This window comes from Nocardia coubleae NBRC 108252 (assembly GCF_001612805.1).
GTDB classification, from domain to species: domain Bacteria; phylum Actinomycetota; class Actinomycetes; order Mycobacteriales; family Mycobacteriaceae; genus Nocardia; species Nocardia coubleae.
The window spans coordinates 158,235-178,732 of sequence record NZ_BDBD01000018.1; the positions used below are offsets into that span (position 1 = coordinate 158,235).

Here is a 20,498-nt window from a genome sequence, read left to right on the forward strand (position 1 = left end):
CCCGACTTCGTCACGCCGTTTGCGAATTGTGGTTAACTTAGGTTGACTGGTCCAGCGCCGTTGCCGGACGGCGCCGAGCCGTCGACGACGGTTCGCGCAACGGGAAGTGAGCAACGTACATGGTCGCCGATCGCAGGGAGTCCCACCGCGGCCCCGAGCAGGCGACCGCGCAGGCCAAGGTGGTCCGCCGCAGGCCCAAGGACCGCAAGATGCAGATCATGCGCGCCGCCGCCAGGGCGTTCAGCGCGCGCGGCTACTACCCGGTCGGCGTCGACGAGATCGCGGCCGAGGTCGGCATCTCCGGGCCCGCGCTCTACCGGCACTTCGCCAACAAATACGCACTGCTCGTCGCCGCCGCCGAAGAGGGCGCGCGTGGGCTGCGCGATGTGGCGAAAGCCGCCGATGACCCGGCACTGAGCCCGCACGACCGCCTCGACGCGCTGCTCACCGCCGTGGCCGAGCACAATATCGACATCCGGCGCGAAGCCGGCCTGTACCGCTGGGAACGTCGTTACCTCGAGCGCGAGGACCGCGTTCGTATCCGTGCGTTCTACCGGGAACTCGAGGCGATGGTCGCCACGCCCATCGCGGAACTGCGACCCGACGCGAGCCCCGAGGACATCACCCTGCTCGCCGTCGGCGCACTCAGCGCCCTGGCGAGCATCGCCGCGCACCGCACCACCCTGTCGCATTCGCGCATGCTCGCCCTGCAGCTCGACATGGCCTGGTCCATCGTGCGCGCCGACCTGCCGCCCGCACCGGCGCCGGCCGAGCCCGGCAAGCAGAATCGTGGGCTGCCGGTGACATCGAAACGTGAACAGCTGCTCACCGAGGCGATCCGCATCTTCGGCCGCAACGGCTACCACGAGTCGGGTATCGAGGAGATCGGCGCCGCCGTCGGCATCAATGCCTCCAGCGTGTACCGCCACTTCGACAGCAAAGCCGACCTGCTCGCCGCCGCCTTCCACCGTGCGGGCGACCGCCTCGCCGTGGGGATCAGCGAGGCGCTCGCGCAGTCGAACGACCGCGCCGACGCCGCCCGTCGCATCGCCGACGAGCACGCCCGCCTCACCTTCGCGACGCCGGAGATCATGCCGGTGTACTACGCCGAATTCAGCAATCTGCCCCAGGCCGAACAGCATCGGCTGCGCGCGATCCAGCGCCAGAACATCCTCGAATGGGCCAACCTGCTCGACGGCGACCCGATCGAGGCGCGGTTCCGGGTGCACGCCGCGATCGGTCAGATCATCGACGTGGGCAGGCTGCTGCGCTTCGACTCCCGGCCCGAACAGCTCGCCCGGCTCGGCGCGCTCACCGGTGCGGTGCTGCTCGGCGGGCAGTCAGCGCCCGTGGCGTAACCGGAACGCCGCCTTGGCCAGGCGCAGATGTCCCGGCCTGCGATCGAACGTCGACAGGCGCACCGGTGCGCGGAAACGTCTGCGCGCGATCGACATCGTCCGGCTGAATTCCTGCAAACCCTGCTGACCGTGGCTGTGCCCCTGCCCGTACTCGCCGACCCCGCCGAACGGCAGGGCCGGGATACCGGTGAACGCGGTCGACGAATTCACCGTCACCACACCGACTTTCAGCTGGGCGGCGATGAACTCGGCGCTGACGATATCGCGGGTGAACACGGTGACGGCGATGCCGTTGCCCGCCGCGTTCACCCGGGTCACCGCGTCGGCCAGATCCGACACCCGGTTCACCACCAGCACCGGGCCGATGCCCTCGCCGGTGATCGCGATGCTCTCCTCCGGCACCTCGGCGAGCACGATCGGCTCCACATAGGGGTCGCGGAAGGAGTCGAGTCCGCCGAGCACCGCGTGCCCGCCGCGGGCGATGGCGTCGCGCACCTGGGAGCGCACCACGTCGACCTGGTCGGCATTGATCATCGGGCCGTAGGCGGCGCGGTTGTCGGCGCCCGGCCGCAGCTTGGCGGCCCGGTCGGCGGCGCGGGCGAGGAAATCGTCGAAGACCGAGTCGGCGACATAGCAGCGCTGGATGCCCGAGGCGTTCTGACCGGAATTGGCCATCGCCCCGAACACGGCGGCCTCGGCGGCTTCGTCGAGGGCGGCGTCGACGTGCACGATCATGCTGCCCTTGCCGCTGTGTTCGACGACCACCGGCGTGAGCGAGCGCGCACACTGCGCGATCACCTCGCGGCCACCGGCCTCGGGACCGGCGTAGGCGATCTTGTCCACCTCCGCGCCGCACAGTGCCGTCGCGGTGCGCGCGTCACCCGTCACGGCCTGCAGCACCGGATAATCGGGTACCACGCGCGACCAGCTCGCGGCCAGCCAGAGGCCGACGCCGGTGGTGATCTCGTGCGGTTTGAACACCACCGTGTTCCCGGCGGCCATGGCGTAGGCGATGGAACCCATCGGCGTGAACACCGGGTTGTTCCACGCACCGAGCACGCCGACCACACCGAGCGGCAGATAACCCACCGACGCGTATTGATTGCGGGTGAACCAGCCCGAACGCAATCGTTTGCGGCCCAGTGCGCGTTCGGCATTGCGGGCGGCCCAATCCAGATTCTCCACCGCGAGCATCACCTCGAGCGCGGCATCGGCCTCCGGTTTACCCGTCTCGTTGCGCAGGATCTCGACCAATTCGCCACTGCGCCTGGCGATATGGCTGCGCCAATCCAGCAGCAGGCTCCGGCGTTCACCGAAATCCAGTTCCCCCCACCAGTTCTGTGTCGCCCTCGCGGTGCGGACCGCGCGCGTGACCTCGGCGCCGCCCTGCACCGGATATTGCGCGAGTTGTTCGCCGGTGCGCGGATCGAACGACATCAGCAGATCGGTACGGCCCGGCAATGCGGCGGCCGATTCGGCCATGGTCACCTCCCTCTACCCGGATGCCAGGGTATGGGCGTGTCGTCGCGGCGACAAGGAATCGGACCGAATCTCCCCGGGCCTGCCGGAGTACCGACCCGGAAAATCGCCGGACCGGTAACATCGCGCCGAACGGTATGGATCACTTACCGGGAAGAAAAATTCCGTGGCGCGCACCCGTTCGATCGGCGCCGCCGCGGCCGATGGTGGAGAGTTGATGCCGAGTTCTATCTCAGTGGATTCGCCCGTGGGTGGCGTCGCGTCGCACGGCGGTGAGCCCGCGGTGCTCGTTTCCGACGTGCGCAAATCCTTCGGCGACGTGCACGCGCTGCAGGGCATCAGTTTCCAGGCCGAGAAGGCCAGCGTGCTCGGTATCCTCGGGCCCAACGGCGCGGGCAAGACCACCACGGTCAAAATCCTGTCCACGCTGCTGCGCCCCGACTCCGGCACCGCCGTCGTCGCCGGGCACGACGTGCTCACCGATGCCGCGGGCGTGCGCCGCTCGATCATGATGACCGGCCAGTACGCCGCGCTCGACGAGAACCTCACCGGACGCGAGAACCTCGAACTGTTCGGTCGCCTGATGGGCCTGACCAAGTCGGCCGCCCGCAAGCGCGCCGAGGTGCTGCTCGAGGAATTCGACCTGGTCGGCGCCGGTAAACGGGCCGTGCGCAACTATTCGGGCGGTATGCGTCGCCGCGTCGACATCGCCTGCGGGCTGGTGGTCCGGCCCGAGGTGGTATTCCTCGACGAACCGACCACCGGGCTCGACCCGCGCAGCCGCCAGGGCGTGTGGGACCTGGTGACGGCGCTGAAGAACCAGGGCATCACCGTGCTGCTCACCACGCAGTACCTCGAAGAAGCCGACGTGCTCAGCGACAACATCATCGTCATCGACAAGGGCACCGTCATCGCCGAAGGCACCGCCGACCAGCTCAAGGCCAAGACCGGCGGCAGCTACTGCGAGATCATCCCGCTCGACCTCAGCCGCATCGCGGCCGCCGTCCAGGCCCTCGGTGACCTGGTCCCCGCCGCCGTCGCCGCCGAGATCGCGGGCGCCGACAAGCTGTCCATCCCCGCACCCGACGGCGCGGCCACCCTCGCCGAGGCGCTGCGCAGGCTCGACAACGCGGGCATCGAACTGGCGGACATCGCCCTGCGCCGCCCCTCCCTTGACGACGTGTTCCTGTCGATCACCGGTCATTCGGGCGGCCACTAGTGAGCGTGTCCACCCCTGCGGCGCAGGGGCTCTTCGCCGACCTACCCGCGGTGCACCAGAGCAGTTTCGCGCAGTGGCGCGCGCTGACCGGTCGCATCGTGCGGACCATGGCGACCAAGGGTGAACTGATCGTCGCCGTGCTCACCCCGCTGGTGGTGACCGTCGCGTTCTACCTGCCGCTGCGCTACGTGATGAAGGTGCAGGGCATCGACTACGCGCAGTACGTGATGCCCATCATCGTGCTGCAGACCATGGCGATGACCATGATGTCGAATGCCCAGCTCGCGGCGTTCGAGGCGCTCACCGGGTTGAGTACCCGGTTGCAGACCATGCCGATCGGGTCGCTGGTTCCGCTGATGTCGCGGATCTGCGCCGGTCTGGTCCGTTCGCTGGTCTCGCTGGTCGCAACCGTCGGCTACGGATACCTGATCGGATTCCGGTTCACCGGCGGCGTGGTGCAGGCACTGGCATTTTGTGGGTTCGCGCTGGCGGTCGGCGTTGTGCTCACCCTCGGCGCCGACGCGCTGGGCAGCCTCACCAAGAACCCCGAGGCGCTCAGCCAGGCACTCACGCTGCCGATCCTGATCTTCGGCATGATGTCGACCGGCTTCGTGCCCGAGAACAGTTTCCCCACCTGGGCGCGCGGGTTCGCCCGCAACCAGCCGATCTCGCAGTTCGCGCAGACGCTCAGCGACATGGCCGCGGGCCAGCTGTCGTGGGCGGGTACCTGGGTGTCGCTGGTGTGGCTCGGCGTCGCGGCAGTTGTATTCCTCCCACTGGCGGTGTGGGCGAGTGTGAGGCGATCATGACGACAACGGAAACGGCGGCCCAGCTGCCGGTGGTGCACGCCAAGCCGGAGAGCTCGGTGTCGGTGTGGTTCAGCCACAGTCTCATCCAGACCAAACGACTGCTGATGGTGTGGTTGCGCGACCCGTCGACCACCATCCAGACCATCGCCTACCCGGCCGTGACGCTGCTGATGTTCCGCATCGTCCTCGGTGACTCCATCACCGCCGCGACCGGCACACCCAGCATCTACGGCCAGGCCGCGCTTCTCACGCTCGTCGCGGCGATGACCGGTGCGGTGGTGAGTGCGCTCGGCTTCAAACGCGAGAAGGCCTCGGGCCTGCTCAGCCGCTTCTACACGATGCCGCTGAACAAGGCGTCGCTGCTCACCGGGCGGCTGATCGCGGAGGCGCTGCGCATTCTCATCACCACGGTGATCGTGCTGCTCGTCGCCGTGCCGCTCGGCTTCCTCTTCATGGAGGACCCGCTCACCAATATCGCGCTGGTCTGCGTGCCGATCCTGTTCGGGCTCGGCTTCGCGGTGATGGTGACGGCCCTGGCCACCATCACCGAGGGCGTGATGCTCATCAGCCTGATCGGCATCCTCAACACCCTGCTGATGTTCTTCAACACCGGCTTCGTCCCGATCATCGCCTACCCCACCTGGTTGCAGACCGTGGTCGCGAACCAGCCGATGAGCTGCGCGATCGACGCGATGAAGGGCCTGTCCTACGGCGGTCCCGTCGCGGACCCGCTGCTCAAGACGGTCCTGTGGACGGTGGGGATGATCGCGGTGTTCGCCTATCCGGCCATCCGCGGCTACAAGAAGGCCGCCGAGACCGCGTAGTTCTGTGGAAGGCCGCGCCGTTGCAACGGCGCGGCCTTTCTCATGCCGGTTCCGCGAACGGGTAGTCGACCCAGCGGTTGCGGTTGGTCCAGCCGACCAGGTCGTAGCGCCAGCGGAACGGCCAGGTGTGGGCGACGGTGTTGAACAGCACCGCGCCGAGGGCGGTGTAGTCGTCGTGGGCCGACAGCAGCGCGCGTTGGCCGCGTTCGGATTCGGTGAAGAACGCTTCGAACATGGCGATCGACTGGTCGGTGGTGAGTCGGCCCAGGCCCCACAGGCCGCGCATCCGCATCCAGTACACCGCCCGCGCCTGCCACGGCCACAGCGCCTCGACGGGGTCGGTGCCCTGTTGCACGGCCGAGACGGCGGTGTCGATGAGGGCGAGGGAATCGCCCACGCTGTAGCCGGTACACGGGTGCATCATGCCGCCGCGGGAACCGAACGGGATCGCCGCCGCGGCGCCCTTCTTCGGTGGCGGCTGGTCGAGCGGGTAGTGGGCGGCCTCGTGCGGTTCGTCGCCGGTGAGCCGAATGCCGTGGGCGGCAAGACGATTCAACGTCCGCTTGCGCAGTTCGTGCTGGGGCATACCGCCGCGCAGGCCGAGGCTCGTCTCTTCGAAGATGACGGTTCCGTCGCCGAGCGGCACCGCGTACAGGAACGACGGCGGTTCGTCCGGGCCCGCACCGTTCTCCGGTCGCCAGTCCAGCAGCAGGCCCTCGCCGTCACCGACCATCGGCGCCGCGGTGTCGGCATCGACGAAGATCCCGTGCGCCGACGCTGCCCGCCGCTTGCCGAGCGTCGGCAGCCCGCGGGTGTCGAACACGGTGCCCGCCGAGATCACCGTCCCGTCGGCCAGCTCCACTTCGTGCTGGTCCACCCGCCCGGCCCGCTGCGCGAACACCGTCGCGTCGTCGATCGCGAGCGCCGCGTGCAACCCCGCCTTCGACAGCACACAGTAGGCCCGCTCGATCCGATGCTCGGTCTTGGTCCACACCGTCGGCGCCGCGATCCGCTGCGCGATAGCACTCTCGGGCAACCAGCCCGGCAACTCGTCCACCCAGCACGAGAACGTCGGCGGAAACAACCGTTCCGGCCGCGGATCCACCGCCGCCACCCGCAACCCGGCCCCGGCAGCCCGATGCGCCAACCCCCGCCCAGCCGGCCCCAACCCGACCACGCAAATATCGAACTCCCGCACACTCACCCCCGCATTCAATCCACACCCCACACCCCGGCGCAAGGAGACGTGGCCGGTGTCCCGATGTCAGTCCTCGAGGGCGAGGGCCTGGCGGAGGGTGAGGCGGCCCTGGGTTTGCATGAGGGAGCGGCGGTAGATCTTTTCGGCCACGATGACGATGGCGTAGGTGGCTGCGGCCATCAGGGCCAGGGCGATGAGGGGTTCCCACCAGGCGGCGGTGCCTTCGGCCAGGCGGCTCGGCATGGCGATGATCGAGGTGATGGGGACGTAGGAGGCGATCACGCGAGCGGTTCCGGAGAGGAAGATGCCCGCGAACAGCACGATCATGATGAGCATCGACAGGGGAGTGGAGGTGGACTGCAGGTCCTCGCTGCGCGTCGACAGGGAGCCGGCTACCGCCCACAGGCTGGCCAGGGCGAGGAAGCCGACCACGAAGAACACGATGAACCACCCTGCGGCACCGGCGATCCGGCCGAGCTGGTCGGCCTTGCCGAGGAAGACCAACCCGCCGAGCCCGGCCACGACGAACAGCACGAGCTGCCCGAACGCCAGCACCGCGTTACCGACCACCTTGCCGATAAGCAACTGCCGCAACGGGATCGCGCTCGCCAGGATCTCGACGATGCGGTTCTGCTTCTCCTCGATCACACTCTGCGCGATCGACATCCCGAACAGTAGCGACGCCAGATAGAACAGGAACGCGAAGACGAACGCGACGATCTTGGCCAGCCCCGGATCGATGGCGTTCTTCTCCAGCAGCGTGTAATCCACGCCGGCGCCCTGGGCGAGTTCGTCCATGGTGACCCCGGCAGCGGCGGCATTGCGCTGCAAGGCCAATTGCTGGGCGGCGGCGGTGATGTAGGTGGTCGCGTCGTCGTTCTCGGCGGTCTTGCCGATCAGCTGCCAGCCGTCGGGCTCGGCGGCGACCAGGCCGACATCGACCGCGCCGTCGCGAACCTGCTGTTCGACAGCGGCACGGTCGGCCACGGCATGACCCGTGAAGCTGACGTCTTTCTCGGCCCCCAGCTCGTTCGCCCGGTCGAGCACCACTACGCCGGCCGTGCCGGTGATCGCGACATCTACCTTGTCGGGCCTGCTGTTGAGGAACCCACTCACCGCTACCGACGCGATGATCGCCACGATGGTCACCACCGTCGAGATCACGAAATTGCGATCCCGCAGCTTCACCACGATCTCGCGCGCGGAAACGATCCGCCACACCCCGTTCACGCCGCACCTCCTCGGCACGCCGCGATCACGCGATCCGCTGACTCCGGCCGCATCACGCCGTCACCTCCCGGTAGATCTCGGCAACGGTCGGCCTGACTTCGGTGAACTCACGCACCGATCCACGCGACAACGCCTCTTTCAAAATGGCATCGGTCTCCGACGCCTCGAAAACCGCACGCCCACCGTCTATTTCAACGGATCGAATCCCGGGATGGGTCCGTAACCACTCCGCGTCACCGTCGACGACGAGCCGATACCGCAACCCGCCGGCGGAGCGGAGCTCGTCGACCGATCCCTGCCCGACCACCCGCCCCGAGGACAGAATGACGAGCCGGTCGCACAACCGCTCGACCAGATCGAGCTGATGCGAAGAGAACAGCACGGGCACACCCTTCGCCGCGTACTCCCGCAACAACTCCACCATCGAGTCGACGGCCAGCGGGTCCAGCCCGGAGAACGGTTCGTCGAGAATCAGCGCCGACGGCTCCGCGATCACCGCGGCCGCGATCTGCACCCGCTGCTGATTGCCGAGCGACAGCGACTCGAGCTTGTCCTTGGCCCGGTCGGCCAAACCGAACCGGTCGAGCAGGCCGAGCGCACGGGTCTTGGCCTCCTCGGCGGGCACAGCACGCAAGCGTGCGAGGTAGACGAGCTGATCGAGCACCGGTTGCTTGGGGTAGAGCCCGCGTTCCTCCGGCATGTATCCGAAGGAGCGGCGATCCAGCGCCGTGACCGGCCGCCCGTCCCAGCGGACCTCGCCGGACTGTACGGCGAGCACGCCCATGATCATCCGCATGGTCGTGGTCTTGCCCGCCCCGTTGCCGCCGACGAAACCGGTGAGCACCCCCGGCGCCACCGTGAACGACACGTCGTCGACCGCGACCTTGTCGCCGAACCGGCGGACCACATGCGCGACTTCCAGCATCGAACCTCCCCGTCTGTAGCCGTGCTCACAACCGTACCGGCCCAACGGATTACCGGGGCGTGACCCAGGTGGTGATCTCGGCGCGCACCACCTCGACGCCGTCCTTGTCGAAGATCGACACCGGCACCGTCAGCTCGCGCCCTTCGGTGATCGCCGCGAAATCGGGGATCTCGGCCAGCTTCGCGACCGCGCGCAACCCCGACTCGGCCTTCGCCAGGTACTGCACATTCATGCCTTTGGGGATCCAGCGATGGGTGGTCGGCACCGTCGCCTCGCTCAGCATGCCCATCGCCACCTCGGCCAGATTGCACGCGGCGATGGCGTGGAAGGTGCCGAGATGATTGTGGATGCCGAACCATTTCGGCGAGGTCACCTCGCACAGCCCGGGCTCGAGCCGCACCACTTGCGGCAGCACCGTGCCGAAGTAGGGGACCCGGGCCACCATCCCGAGTGAGAACAGCGCGTGCCCGATGCGGTTGTCGGGCAGCTTCTTCCAGCCGCGGTACGTCGCGGTTTCCTGTGCCATCCCCGTATCTTACTCAAAAGTAAGATAAGCGGGAAGCCCACCTGACCAGCGCCGGTGACCCGCCAGCTACCATGGTCGAGCACAGTCCGATCAGTGACCGATGCCTCATGCCCCCCGATTTGAAGAGCCTTGTCGGCATGGTGCATACTGTTCGGGTTGCCTTGCGCAGGATCGTCGCCCCTCGGGGCCGACGGGTCGAGCAGGGCAGGCAGCAGTTGTGTATCCCACCGGTTCGCCGGTGTGGATACGTTCGGGACCACGTTGTAGCAAAAAGGGCGACACGCCCGACCGCGTGGACCGGAGAACCATGACAGATGAACAGCGGCGAGGACTGGGCGGTGCCCGGTGGCGATCTCGAAACCTCACGTGTGTTCGGGCTGTGCAAATGAGGGTGGTGCGGGAGCTTGCTCCTGTGACCACGAAGGAAAGCGGAGAAAAGGACACTTAGCGTGGCGGGACAAAAGATCCGCATCAGGCTCAAGGCCTATGACCACGAGGCGATCGATGCGTCTGCGCGCAAGATCGTGGAGACGGTGACCCGCACCGGCGCCCGTGTGGTCGGGCCTGTGCCGTTGCCCACCGAGAAGAACGTGTACTGCGTCATCCGTTCGCCGCACAAGTACAAGGACTCGCGCGAACACTTCGAGATGCGTACACACAAGCGCCTCATCGACATCCTCGACCCGACGCCGAAGACGGTCGACGCGCTCATGCGCATCGACCTGCCGGCCAGCGTCGACGTCAACATTCAGTGACGGGGACTCGAGATATGACTGACAACAAGAACCGGCCCGCAGCCGGCATCCTGGGCACCAAGCTCGGCATGACCCAGGTCTTCGACGAGAAGAACCGCGTCGTCCCGGTCACCGTCATCAAGGCGGGCCCGAACGTGGTCACCCAGATCCGCACCGTGGAGCGCGACGGCTACTCGGCCGTCCAGATCGCTTTCGGCGCCATCGACCCGCGCAAGGTGAACAAGCCGGTTTCCGGCCAGTTCGCCAAGGCCGGTGTCACCCCGCGCCGCCACGTCACCGAGATCCGCGTCGCGGATGCCTCCACCTTCGAGGTCGGCCAGGAGCTTTCCGCCGACGTCTTCGAAGAGGGCACCTACGTCGACGTGACCGGAATCAGCAAGGGCAAGGGCTTCGCAGGCACCATGAAGCGTCACGGCTTCAAGGGCCAGGGCGCCTCGCACGGTGCGCAGGCTGTGCACCGTCGCCCGGGTTCCATCGGTGGCTGTGCCACTCCCGGCCGCGTGTTCAAGGGCATGCGCATGTCGGGCCGTATGGGTAACGACCGCGTGACCACGCAGAACCTGTCGGTTCACAAGGTCGACGCCGAGAACGGCCTGCTCCTGGTCAAGGGTGCCATCCCCGGCCGCAAGGGCAACGTCGTGATCGTCAAGAGCGCCGTGAAGGGTGGTGCGCACGCATGACCAGCCTCGAGAAGAAGGCCAACCTGACGCTGACCGTTAAGGCTGCAGGCGGCAAGACCGAAGGCACCGTCGACCTCCCCGCGGAGATCTTCGACGTGACCGCCAACGTCGCGCTGATGCACCAGGTCGTCATCGCGCAGCTGGCCGCCGCTCGCCAGGGCACCCACGCCACGAAGACTCGTGGCCAGGTCTCCGGTGGTGGCAAGAAGCCTTACCGCCAGAAGGGCACCGGCCGCGCCCGCCAGGGTTCGACCCGTGCGCCGCAGTTCGCCGGCGGTGGCACCGTCCACGGCCCGCAGCCGCGTGACTACAGCCAGCGGACCCCCAAGAAGATGAAGGCCGCCGCCCTGCGCGGTGCCCTGTCCGACCGGGCCCGCAACGAGCGCATCCACGTGATCACCGAACTGGTCTCGGGTCAGACCCCGTCGACCAAGGCCGCGAAGAGCTTCCTGTCCGAGCTGTCGGACCGCAAGAAGTTCCTCGTCGTCGTCGGTCGCGAGGACGTCGCCGCGTGGAAGAGCGTGGCGAACCTGCAGAACGTGCTGCCGATCGCCCCGGATCAGCTCAACACCTACGACGTCCTCAACAGCGACGAACTGGTGTTCAGCGTCGAGGCCCTGAACGCGTTCGTTCACGGTCCCGCCGAGGCGGCCCAGGAGGAGAGCAAGTGAGCACCATCGCCGACCCCCGCGACATCCTGCTCGCACCGGTCATCTCGGAGAAGTCCTACGGACTGATCGAGGAAGGTACCTACACCTTCCTGGTGCACCCGGATTCGAACAAGACGCAGATCAAGATCGCCGTCGAGAAGGTTTTCGGCGTCAAGGTCACCAGCGTCAACACCGCCAACCGTCAGGGCAAGCGCAAGCGGACCCGCTTCGGTTACGGCAAGCGCAAGGACACCAAGCGCGCGCTCGTGACCATCTCGGCCGACAGCAAGCCCATCGAGATCTTCGGAGGACCGGTCGCGTAAGCGGCTGGCGATCCAGAAAGCAGAGAAGAACTCATGGCAATCCGTAAATACAAGCCGACTACACCGGGCCGTCGTGGCTCGAGTGTCTCGGACTTCGCCGAGATCACCCGGTCGACGCCGGAGAAGTCGCTGCTGCGCCCGCTCACCAAGTCCGGTGGTCGTAACGCGCACGGTCGCATCACCACGCGTCACCGCGGTGGCGGTCACAAGCGTGCCTACCGTGTCATCGACTTCCGTCGACTGGACAAGGACGGCATCCCGGCCAAGGTCGCGCACATCGAGTACGACCCCAACCGCACCGCCAACATCGCACTGCTGCACTTCGCCGACGGCGAGAAGCGCTACATCATCGCGCCGAAGGGCATCAAGCAGGGCAGCCCGATCGAGTCCGGCCCCACGGCCGACATCAAGCCGGGTAACAACCTGCCGCTGCGCAACATCCCGACCGGTACCACGATCCACAACGTGGAGCTGCGTCCGGGCGGTGGCGCCAAGATGGCCCGTGCCGCAGGCATGAGCATTCAGCTGCTCGGCAAGGAAGGGCCGTACGCGACCCTTCGTATGCCGTCGGGTGAAATCCGCCGTGTCGACGTGCGCTGCCGCGCCACCGTCGGCGAGGTCGGCAACGCCGAGCAGTCGAACATCAACTGGGGCAAGGCCGGCCGTATGCGCTGGAAGGGCCGTCGTCCTACCGTCCGTGGTGTCGTCATGAACCCGGTCGACCACCCGCACGGTGGTGGTGAGGGTAAGACCTCCGGTGGTCGCCACCCGGTCTCCCCGTGGGGCCAGCCTGAGGGCCGTACCCGCAAGCCCAACCGCCCGAGCGACAAGCTCATCGTCCGCCGTCGCAAGACCGGCAAGAAGCGCTAAAGGAGGAGGTAAGAAATGCCACGCAGCCTCAAGAAGGGCCCGTTCGTCGACGACCACCTCCTGAAGAAGGTGGACGTCCAGAACGAAAAAGGCACCAAGCAGGTCATCAAGACCTGGTCGCGTCGCTCGACCATCATCCCCGATTTCATCGGTCACACTTTCGCCGTCCACGACGGTCGCAAGCACGTCCCGGTGTTCGTCTCGGACAACATGGTCGGCCACAAGCTCGGTGAGTTCGCGCCGACCAGGACGTTCAAGAGCCACGTCAAGGACGACCGGAAGAGCAAGCGGCGATGACTGAAACCAACACCGAAACGGTTCAGAACCCGACTGCCCGCGCTACCGCTAAGCATGTGCGGGTCACCCCGATGAAGGCGCGTCGCGTCGTGGACATGGTCCGCGGCAAGCGTGTCGAGGACGCGCTGGCCATCCTGCGGTTCGCCCCGCAGGCCGCCAGCGAGCCGGTGGCCAAGGTCGTGGCTTCGGCCGCGGCGAACGCCGAGAACAACCTCGGCCTCAACCCGGCCACCCTGGTCATCTCGACTGCGTTCGTCGACGAGGGTGCCACCATGAAGCGTTTCCAGCCGCGGGCCCAGGGCCGCGCGTTCCGGATCCGCAAGCGCACCAGCCACATCACCATCGAGGTCGAGAGCGTGCCCACTGCCGGCGCTGCCACTCGTAGCCGCCGGAAGGGAGGGGCAAAGTAAATGGGACAGAAAATCAACCCCCATGGCTTCCGCCTCGGTATCACCACCGACTGGAAGTCGCGTTGGTACGCGGACAAGCAGTACGCGGAATACGTGAAGGAAGACGTTCAGATCCGCAAGCTCCTCGCCACTGGCATGGAGCGGGCCGGCATCTCGAAGGTCGAGATCGAGCGCACCCGTGATCGCGTCCGTGTGGATATCCACACCGCGCGTCCCGGCATCGTGATCGGTCGCCGTGGCGCGGAGGCCGACCGCATCCGCGCCGAGCTGGAGAAGCTCACCAAGAAGCAGGTTCAGCTGAACATCCTCGAGGTCAAGAACCCCGAGTCGGATGCGCAGCTGGTTGCTCAGGGTGTTGCCGAGCAGCTGTCCAACCGTGTGGCGTTCCGTCGCGCGATGCGTAAGGCCATCCAGTCGGCCATGCGTTCGCCGAACGTCAAGGGCATCCGTGTGCAGTGCTCGGGCCGCCTCGGTGGCGCCGAAATGTCGCGCTCGGAGTTCTACCGTGAAGGTCGCGTCCCGCTGCACACGCTGCGCGCGGACATCGACTACGGCCTCTACGAGGCCAAGACCACCTTCGGTCGCATCGGCGTGAAGGTCTGGATCTACAAGGGTGACATCGTCGGTGGTCGTCGTGAGGTGACCGCTGCCGCTGCCGCTGCTCCGGATCGCCAGCGTCGCGAGCGTCCGAGCCGCCCCCGTCGGTCCGGTGCCACTGGCACCACCGCGACCAGCACCGAGGTCGGTCGCGCCGCCACCGCAGTGGCGGAGGCTCCGGCAGAGAACAAGGAGGGCTGACGCATGCTGATGCCCCGTAGGGTCAAGCACCGCAAGCAGCACCACCCCAGCCGCTCCGGCATGTCCAAGGGCGGCACCGCGGTGGCGTTCGGTGACTACGGCATCCAGGCTCTCGAGCCTGCCTACGTCACCAACCGTCAGATCGAGTCGGCGCGTATCGCGATGACCCGCCACATCAAGCGTGGCGGCAAGATCTGGATCAACATCTACCCCGACCGCCCGCTCACCAAGAAGCCTGCCGAGACCCGCATGGGTTCCGGTAAGGGTTCGCCGGAGTGGTGGGTCGCGAACGTGAAGCCCGGTCGGGTCATGTTCGAGATGTCTTACCCCAACGAGGAGACCGCTCGCGAGGCCCTGCGCCGCGCGATGCACAAGCTCCCCATGAAGTGCAGGATCGTGACCAGGGAGGAGCAGTTCTGATGGCTACCGGAACACCGGCCGCAGAGCTCCGCGAGCTCAACGAAGAAGAGCTCGTGGCCAAACTGCGCGAGTCGAAGGAAGAGCTGTTCAACCTGCGCTTCCAGATGGCGACGGGTCAGCTCGACAACAACCGTCGTCTGCGCGTCGTCCGCCACGAGATCGCGCGCATTTACACGGTCATGCGTGAGCGCGAGCTCGGCCTGGCCACGGCGCCCGCGGGCAAGGGAGATGCGGCATGAGCGAGAAGAAGGAAGAGCGCGGCAGCCGCAAGGTTCGTAGCGGCTACGTCGTCTCGGACAAGATGAACAAGACGATCGTCGTCGAGCTGGAAGACCGTCACCGGCACCCGCTCTACGGCAAGATCATTCGCACCACCTCCAAGGTGAAGGCGCATGACGAGAACGAGATCGCCGGCGTCGGCGACCGCGTTCAGCTGATGGAGACCCGTCCGCTGTCGGCCACCAAGCGCTGGCGTCTGGTCGAGGTCCTGGAGAAGGCCAAGTAAGGTCCCTCCTCGATCCATCGAGATCGTTGCCACGAAGGCCCGTTTCCCTCTGGGAGGCGGGCCTTCGTCGTGTCGCGGGCTAGGTGATATTGCCGGATATCATGCGGAATGGCCATAACACTGCATCTCGACGGCGATGATGACCGGCGCCTGACCGAGCTGGCCGAGCGTCTCGGACTGAGCGAGCAGCATTTGGCGCAAGGGGCAATTCGCATGTACGTCGCTCGGCACGAGGCGTTCGGTGCGGTGGTCTACTCGATCATGGACGAGCACGCCGTGCTGATGCGGCGGCTTGCGTGAGCTACCTCGGCTGCACTGAGAGTGTCGTTGTTGCCCGCGAGGTGGGCCTGGCGCCGGACGCAGAGCTCGCGCGGAGCTTGGACTCTTGGTCCGAAAGGATCGCCGGCCTCAGCCGGTGAAGGCGTAGGGGTGGCGGATCTTTCGGGCGAATTCGACGACGTTGGTGACGGTTTTGCCGGGGACGCCCACTTCGGCGCCGATGCTGCGGGCTGACCAGGACTGGTCGGTGAGTTCGAGGATTTCCTCGATTTGTTCGAGGGTCAGGCGCAGGGGGCTGTGGGTGGCGATGCGGCGGGCGAGGGCGCGGACCTCGGTGTCGTCGTAGTCGAACTCGTCGACAGGGTGGTCTTCGAGGAGGTCGTCCTCTGGGACGAATTCCTGCGCGGTGAGCGGTTCGTCGGCATCTGAGGTGTCAGTTGGCAGTGTGGCCGACGCGATCGGCTCGGTGACCTCAGTGACCGGTGCGACGGGCTCGGTAACTGCGGTGGGCGATGCGACGGGCTTGGTGACCCGGGCGGGTTCGGGCTCCAGCAGCAGTTGCTCGGCGGGGTCTGTGGTGAGGGTGAGTTGTTCGGGCTCGTCGGCGGGGGCCGGTGAATTGTGTTGCGCTACCACCGGAGTGGGGGCAGACGTGTCGCCGTTGTGGTCACGGGCGACGGTGCCGGCGTGCGCCGTCGCCTCGGGAACGGGGTCGGTGCCGGTCGCTTCGCCGGGAGTGGGCTGGGCGGCGGCGGTGACAGGTATTCGCCGCAACGAGGGGGTGGTGCCATTGGTGTCGGCGTGGCCGTTGCGGCGGTGGTCGGCGGCGGCCCGGTGGATGAGTTCGAGAGTGCCGGGAGCAGTGTGTTTTTCGACGCTCGCGCGACGGCCGCCAGGGCGGTGGGCGCTCACCGGAATCTTGTTGCCCGCGTCGACTGCCGAGCCGGTGCGGGTATCGGTCGGGTGGCTGTGCGGGGTGGTGCCATCGTGCTGGACTTCATCGCTGGACGTGGCGTCGTCGTCGGCCTGCGGGGCTTGGCCGCGCTGGGCCTCGCTGTCGTGCGTGGCGTCGGCGCCGAGCGGGACGTCGGCATAGAGCGAGGGCTCGCTGCCGAGCTGGGCGCCCTTGCGGAGCCGGGCTTCGCTGTCGAGCGGGGCGTTGTTGTCGAGCCGGGCTTCGTGGCTGAGAGCAGCGCCGTCGCGAAGCGATTCATCGCCGCCGAGCCGTGCGCTGTCGTCATCTCGATTGCCGGGGAGTGTGCTCTCACCATGTTCCGTGCGGTTGTCGAAGACGGCATCCTCGCCGACGACCACCGCGGGCTCGGCCCGGTCGGAATCCACGGGCATTGCCGCACCGGCAGCAGCCGTCTGTGCTGTGGGGAGTGTCGCGGTATCGACCGTGGACAGGCGCGGGTCGTTGCCGATCGTCGACAGCGAGTTCGGCTGGGCGACAGCAGTATCCATCCGTTCGGCAGGCGAGTAGCTGCCCGGCAGCTCGACCGAGGCTCCCTCGATCAACATCGCATACCGTGCCGAAACCCAGGCGTGCAACCAGATCACGACACCGACCATCACCGGCGCGATGGAGAACTCGGCCGCCCGCCCCCATGCGCCGGAGGCAAGGTGGGGCCCGGCGTTGAGGGCGACGGTGGTGCCGAGGAGGGCGAGTTCGAACACGATGACCTTGCCGCGTTCGAGTTCACGCCCCCAGCGGGCGGCGGTGGTCGCGGCGATCATGATGACGATGATGGGGATGGAGATCATCGCCTCGATGCCGAAGCTGAGCCAGTACAGCGGGTCGCTCATGTCCCCGCTCGGCACGAGGTTGTGCTGCACATTCACCCCGGCCCACACCATGCCGAGCAGTACCACACCGATCAGTGCGCGCGAGGACCATTCGGCGCGCCGGTAGAGCTGCGCGAGGCGCGCGTCGGCACTCGACACGCGGCGGCGCGCGGCCAGTGCTTTGCGGTGCCAGCGGGCGTCGGCTTCGTCGGTGCGCCGGATCAAAGCGCCGGTGCGACGGTCACGTTTGTCGGCGGCGAGTTCGTCGGCGACAGCGCGACGCCGCTGTTTACGGCGCTGGGCCCGGATCCATTCGGCGAGTTCGCGTTCGGCGCGGATCTCCGCTTCCGAGAGGGCGTCGTAGAGCGCCGTGTCGTGCTGTAGCGGCAGCTTGCCCCTGGCGGTGGCGACCTGCTTGGCGAGGGCCGTGATCTCGGTATCGGCAGGGTCGATCGACCGATCGTCGGACATCTCGCGCCTTCCGCGTCACTCGAACATATGGACTATCGAACATATGTGTGATTGCAGAGAGCGTAAACGCCGACCGTTCCCGGGTCAACGATCATGGTGTGAAATTGGAGCGGAGAAAGCCCTCAGTCCCCGGAATCGCCGTCGAGTAAACGCTTTTCGTAAGTGGCTCGTGCGGACGAACCGCTAACGGCCGCAAGCTGATTCGGAACGGTCCGCCGCAGTATCAGATCTCGGGCCCACTGGGGAAGCACTCCGGCCCATCGCAGCATCGGCCCGAGCGATCCCGGCACCGTCACCTCGAAGCGTGGCCGCTGGATCACCTCGACAACGGCACGCGCCACATCGACGGGCTGCAACAGCGGCGCCGCACCGGTGGACGTGCCCTTCGCGAGTTCGGTGTCGACGACCCCCGGCATGATCGCGCTCAACCGCACCCCGCTGCCGCGCAGTTCCTCCCGCACCCCCGTCAGGTACCCGAGCACACCGTGTTTGGTCGCCGCGTAGGTCGCCTCCCCGGCGGGTGACACCTTCGATGCCACCGAGGCGATGGTGACGATATGTCCCCGCCCCCGTGCGCGCATGGCGGGCGCCGCCAGCCGCACACCCCGGATCACGCCGTGCAGATTCACCGCGAGCATCCGCGCGGTGGCACTGTCGGGTTCGTCGTCGAACGCCCCGACCCACATCACCCCGGCATTGTTGACCAGCACATCGACCGGCCCGAGCAGTGCCTCGGTGACGGCGAGGAAGTCGTGGAACGACCGCTCGGAGGTCACATCGAGTTCGCACCCGTGCACCGTCCCCGGCAGCTCGGCCGCCGCCGCCCGGGCCGCGTCACCGGACAGGTCTCCGATACACACCAAGGCCCCCGCGGCCCCGAGTTCCCGGGCGATCTCCCGCCCGATCCCGGCCGCCCCACCGGTCACCGCGACTACCAATCCGACAAGCACACGTTTCACCGGACCGATGCTAGGCCAGTGCGGTGTGCCAGACGAGGGCTGCGGCGAGGGCGCCTGCTCCGTTGAGGGACCAGTGCAGAGCGATGGGGGCGAGGAGGCTGCCGCTGCGGCGGCGGAGCCAGGTGAAGACGACGCCCGCGGCGGCGGTGGCGGCGACCGCGAGGGTGATGCCGATGACCTGGCCCGCGAGGCCGCCGCCGACGATGCCGGACAGGCCGGTGTTGCTCGCGGTGAGGCCGAGGGAGGAGGCGATGTGCCAGAGGCCGAAGAGCAGCGAGCCTGCTGCGAACAGGCCGCGCACGCCGAGCACCCGGTCCAGGGTGCCGTGCAGGACGCCGCGGAAGGCGAGTTCCTCGGGGATCACGGTCTGCAACGGGATGACGATCATCGACGCGATCAGTGCGCCGGAGATCGTCGCGTACCGGTCGGCGAGGAAGAAGGGCCTGGTGATCGGCAGCAATGCCCCGATCGCGACAGCCGTGAGCACGATCCCCACCGCGCCGAGCGCGTAGACCGTTCCGCGTCGCCAGTGCCGAGGCGACAGTCCGAGTTCGGCCCAGCCGAGCCCGCGTTTGCGCATCAGGGCGAGCAGCAGAAAGGCCGCGACGGGCACGGTGACGATATTGGCCCAGGCGGTGGTGAAGTGTGCGATCAGATTGGTTCCGGCGAGCACCACCACCACGACGGCGATATCGATATAGGCGTGCAGTCCGGGTCGGGGATCGGCGGAGACGGGCACCCGGTCGAGTGTACGGATTTATTACAGAAGGGAAACGGTCCGTGAGCTACTCGACAGCCGATCCGGACCAACCGGGCAAATCGTGCCACGCCTGCAGAGTTCGCCGCGATTGGAATCGCCGGGGCAGGCGACTGATCGGGTCGGTGAATTCGAGGGTGGCCGCCAGTAATTGCAGTGGCCGCGTGTAGTCGTCGACGGATTTGTCGGTGACGACCGGATAGAAATCGTCGCCGAGGATCGGCACGCCGAGGCTGTTCATATGCAGCCGGAGTTGATGGGTGCGCCCGGTATGCGGCCGCAATCGGTACCGGCCGAGCCCGTCGCGATGCTCGACGAGCTCCACGTGGGTCTCGGCATTGGGCACTCCGGGCACTTCCTGCGCGGCGAGCACATGCTTTTCCTTGATGATCCGGCTGCGCACGACCCTCGGCAGTTCCAACGCGGGGTCGTAGGGCGCGATCGCCTCGTATTCCTTGCGCACGGTCCGGTGCCCGAACATCGTCTGATACGCCCCGCGCACGGCCGGATTCACTACGAACAGGATCAGCCCGGCGGTCACCCGGTCGAGGCGGTGCGCCGGGATCAGGTCGGGCAGGTCGAGTTCGCGCCGCAACCGGACCAGCGCGGTCTGCAGGATGTGCTGACCGCGCGGAATGGTCGCGAGGAAGTGCGGTTTGTCGATCACGAGGATGTCGTCGTCGCGGTGCACGATGCCGATCTCGAACGGCACCTCCTGCTCCACGGGCAGGTCGCGATGGAACCAGACCGCACCGCCCGCGACGTACGGCGCGTCGGGCGCGAGCGGCCCGTCCAGGTCGACGATCTCGCCCGCGCGCAACATCTCGTCGATGCGCGCCGGATCCACGCGCGGCAACCGCTCGACGAGGTGGTCGCGCACGGTCGCCCAGTGCCCGTCCTCCGGGAGCCGGAGCCGGGCTGGGTCGAGGCCGTGCCGCTTGGGCAGCGGCGGCTGCTGCCTGCGTCGCATA

25 protein-coding genes are annotated in these 20,498 nt (G+C 67.3%); 16 read left to right on the plus strand and 9 right to left on the minus strand.

What is annotated here, in order from left to right; genetic code table 11:
• Positions 1–119 precede the first annotated feature (119 nt).
• Complete coding sequence (locus NCO8_RS17835; protein ID WP_067641050.1) at positions 120–1,358, plus strand: TetR/AcrR family transcriptional regulator; 1,239 nt, start codon at positions 120–122, stop codon at positions 1,356–1,358.
• Here the strand turns inward: NCO8_RS17835 and NCO8_RS17840 are convergent.
• Positions 1,341–2,840 (minus strand): aldehyde dehydrogenase family protein, encoded by a 1,500-nt coding sequence (locus NCO8_RS17840; RefSeq protein WP_067491229.1) that lies wholly within the window; start codon positions 2,838–2,840, stop codon positions 1,341–1,343. The genes NCO8_RS17835 and NCO8_RS17840 overlap by 18 nt on opposite strands.
• A gap of 214 nt (positions 2,841–3,054) precedes the next feature.
• Between NCO8_RS17840 and NCO8_RS17845 the strand changes: the two genes are divergently transcribed.
• From NCO8_RS17845 to NCO8_RS17855, 3 genes are read left to right on the plus strand one after another with little or no spacing between them, the layout of a single operon-like run.
• Positions 3,055–4,056 carry a daunorubicin/doxorubicin resistance ABC transporter ATP-binding protein DrrA gene (locus NCO8_RS17845; RefSeq protein ID WP_067641592.1) on the plus strand — a complete coding sequence of 334 codons (1,002 nt, stop codon included), beginning with the start codon at positions 3,055–3,057 and terminating at the stop codon, positions 4,054–4,056.
• 5 nt (positions 4,057–4,061) lie between these two features.
• On the plus strand, positions 4,062–4,865 hold the full coding sequence (locus NCO8_RS17850) for an ABC transporter permease (protein WP_243749843.1): 804 nt from the start codon (positions 4,062–4,064) through the stop codon (positions 4,863–4,865).
• Positions 4,862–5,689, plus strand: coding sequence for an ABC transporter permease (locus tag NCO8_RS17855; RefSeq protein ID WP_067641594.1), 828 nt, complete (start codon positions 4,862–4,864; stop codon positions 5,687–5,689). Before NCO8_RS17850 ends, NCO8_RS17855 begins: the two co-directional genes overlap by 4 nt.
• A gap of 40 nt (positions 5,690–5,729) precedes the next feature.
• Here NCO8_RS17855 and NCO8_RS17860 read toward each other — a convergent pair whose 3' ends face one another.
• The 4 genes from NCO8_RS17860 to NCO8_RS17875 are packed head-to-tail and all read right to left on the minus strand — an operon-like array spanning position 5,730 to position 9,568.
• Positions 5,730–6,893, minus strand: coding sequence for a lycopene cyclase family protein (locus NCO8_RS17860; RefSeq protein WP_245655405.1), 1,164 nt, complete (start codon positions 6,891–6,893; stop codon positions 5,730–5,732).
• Positions 6,894–6,953: 60 nt separating this feature from the next.
• Complete coding sequence (locus NCO8_RS17865) at positions 6,954–8,117, minus strand: ABC transporter permease (RefSeq protein ID WP_245655406.1); 1,164 nt, start codon at positions 8,115–8,117, stop codon at positions 6,954–6,956.
• Between the two features lie 52 nt (positions 8,118–8,169).
• On the minus strand, positions 8,170–9,042 hold the full coding sequence (locus NCO8_RS17870; RefSeq protein ID WP_067641055.1) for an ABC transporter ATP-binding protein: 873 nt from the start codon (positions 9,040–9,042) through the stop codon (positions 8,170–8,172).
• Between the two features lie 49 nt (positions 9,043–9,091).
• Positions 9,092–9,568 carry a hotdog fold domain-containing protein gene (locus tag NCO8_RS17875; RefSeq protein ID WP_067641056.1) on the minus strand — a complete coding sequence of 159 codons (477 nt, stop codon included), beginning with the start codon at positions 9,566–9,568 and terminating at the stop codon, positions 9,092–9,094.
• Between the two features lie 449 nt (positions 9,569–10,017).
• Between NCO8_RS17875 and rpsJ the strand changes: the two genes are divergently transcribed.
• From rpsJ to NCO8_RS17935, 12 genes are all read left to right on the plus strand, one after another.
• Positions 10,018–10,323 carry a 30S ribosomal protein S10 gene (rpsJ, locus tag NCO8_RS17880; protein WP_003938093.1) on the plus strand — a complete coding sequence of 102 codons (306 nt, stop codon included), beginning with the start codon at positions 10,018–10,020 and terminating at the stop codon, positions 10,321–10,323.
• A gap of 14 nt (positions 10,324–10,337) precedes the next feature.
• Positions 10,338–11,003, plus strand: coding sequence for a 50S ribosomal protein L3 (gene rplC, locus NCO8_RS17885; protein ID WP_067491154.1), 666 nt, complete (start codon positions 10,338–10,340; stop codon positions 11,001–11,003).
• Positions 11,000–11,674 (plus strand): 50S ribosomal protein L4, encoded by a 675-nt coding sequence (gene rplD, locus NCO8_RS17890; RefSeq protein WP_067491153.1) that lies wholly within the window; start codon positions 11,000–11,002, stop codon positions 11,672–11,674. Before rplC ends, rplD begins: the two co-directional genes overlap by 4 nt.
• Positions 11,671–11,976 (plus strand): 50S ribosomal protein L23, encoded by a 306-nt coding sequence (gene rplW / locus NCO8_RS17895; RefSeq protein WP_019045018.1) that lies wholly within the window; start codon positions 11,671–11,673, stop codon positions 11,974–11,976. The genes rplD and rplW overlap by 4 nt, the downstream gene beginning before the upstream one ends.
• Before the next feature lie 33 nt (positions 11,977–12,009).
• Complete coding sequence (gene rplB / locus NCO8_RS17900; RefSeq protein WP_067491152.1) at positions 12,010–12,846, plus strand: 50S ribosomal protein L2; 837 nt, start codon at positions 12,010–12,012, stop codon at positions 12,844–12,846.
• A 15-nt stretch (positions 12,847–12,861) separates the two neighbouring features.
• Entirely contained in the window at positions 12,862–13,143 is a 282-nt protein-coding gene (gene rpsS / locus NCO8_RS17905; RefSeq protein WP_067491151.1) for a 30S ribosomal protein S19, read from the plus strand.
• Positions 13,140–13,553, plus strand: coding sequence for a 50S ribosomal protein L22 (rplV, locus tag NCO8_RS17910; RefSeq protein ID WP_067491149.1), 414 nt, complete (start codon positions 13,140–13,142; stop codon positions 13,551–13,553). Before rpsS ends, rplV begins: the two co-directional genes overlap by 4 nt.
• Positions 13,554–14,351 (plus strand): 30S ribosomal protein S3, encoded by a 798-nt coding sequence (rpsC, locus tag NCO8_RS17915; RefSeq protein WP_067491148.1) that lies wholly within the window; start codon positions 13,554–13,556, stop codon positions 14,349–14,351.
• A gap of 3 nt (positions 14,352–14,354) precedes the next feature.
• Positions 14,355–14,771, plus strand: coding sequence for a 50S ribosomal protein L16 (rplP, locus tag NCO8_RS17920; RefSeq protein WP_067491147.1), 417 nt, complete (start codon positions 14,355–14,357; stop codon positions 14,769–14,771).
• A complete protein-coding gene (gene rpmC / locus NCO8_RS17925; protein WP_019045024.1) occupies positions 14,771–15,010 on the plus strand; it encodes a 50S ribosomal protein L29 in 240 nt (79 codons plus the stop codon). Before rplP ends, rpmC begins: the two co-directional genes overlap by 1 nt.
• Positions 15,007–15,276 carry a 30S ribosomal protein S17 gene (gene rpsQ, locus NCO8_RS17930; protein WP_067491145.1) on the plus strand — a complete coding sequence of 90 codons (270 nt, stop codon included), beginning with the start codon at positions 15,007–15,009 and terminating at the stop codon, positions 15,274–15,276. The genes rpmC and rpsQ overlap by 4 nt, the downstream gene beginning before the upstream one ends.
• A 108-nt stretch (positions 15,277–15,384) precedes the next feature.
• Complete coding sequence (locus tag NCO8_RS17935) at positions 15,385–15,576, plus strand: ribbon-helix-helix domain-containing protein (RefSeq protein ID WP_067641058.1); 192 nt, start codon at positions 15,385–15,387, stop codon at positions 15,574–15,576.
• A gap of 108 nt (positions 15,577–15,684) precedes the next feature.
• On the opposite strand, the gene NCO8_RS32050 is transcribed toward NCO8_RS17935, so the two are convergent.
• The 4 genes from NCO8_RS32050 to NCO8_RS17955 form a co-directional block, all read right to left on the minus strand.
• On the minus strand, positions 15,685–17,811 hold the full coding sequence (locus tag NCO8_RS32050) for a hypothetical protein (protein WP_174550344.1): 2,127 nt from the start codon (positions 17,809–17,811) through the stop codon (positions 15,685–15,687).
• A 122-nt stretch (positions 17,812–17,933) separates the two neighbouring features.
• A complete protein-coding gene (locus NCO8_RS17945; RefSeq protein ID WP_067641060.1) occupies positions 17,934–18,770 on the minus strand; it encodes an SDR family oxidoreductase in 837 nt (278 codons plus the stop codon).
• A gap of 10 nt (positions 18,771–18,780) precedes the next feature.
• Complete coding sequence (locus tag NCO8_RS17950) at positions 18,781–19,509, minus strand: CPBP family intramembrane glutamic endopeptidase (protein ID WP_133733959.1); 729 nt, start codon at positions 19,507–19,509, stop codon at positions 18,781–18,783.
• A 46-nt stretch (positions 19,510–19,555) separates the two neighbouring features.
• Positions 19,556–20,497 carry an RluA family pseudouridine synthase gene (locus NCO8_RS17955; protein WP_067641062.1) on the minus strand — a complete coding sequence of 314 codons (942 nt, stop codon included), beginning with the start codon at positions 20,495–20,497 and terminating at the stop codon, positions 19,556–19,558.
• Between the last annotated feature and the right edge of the window lies 1 nt (position 20,498).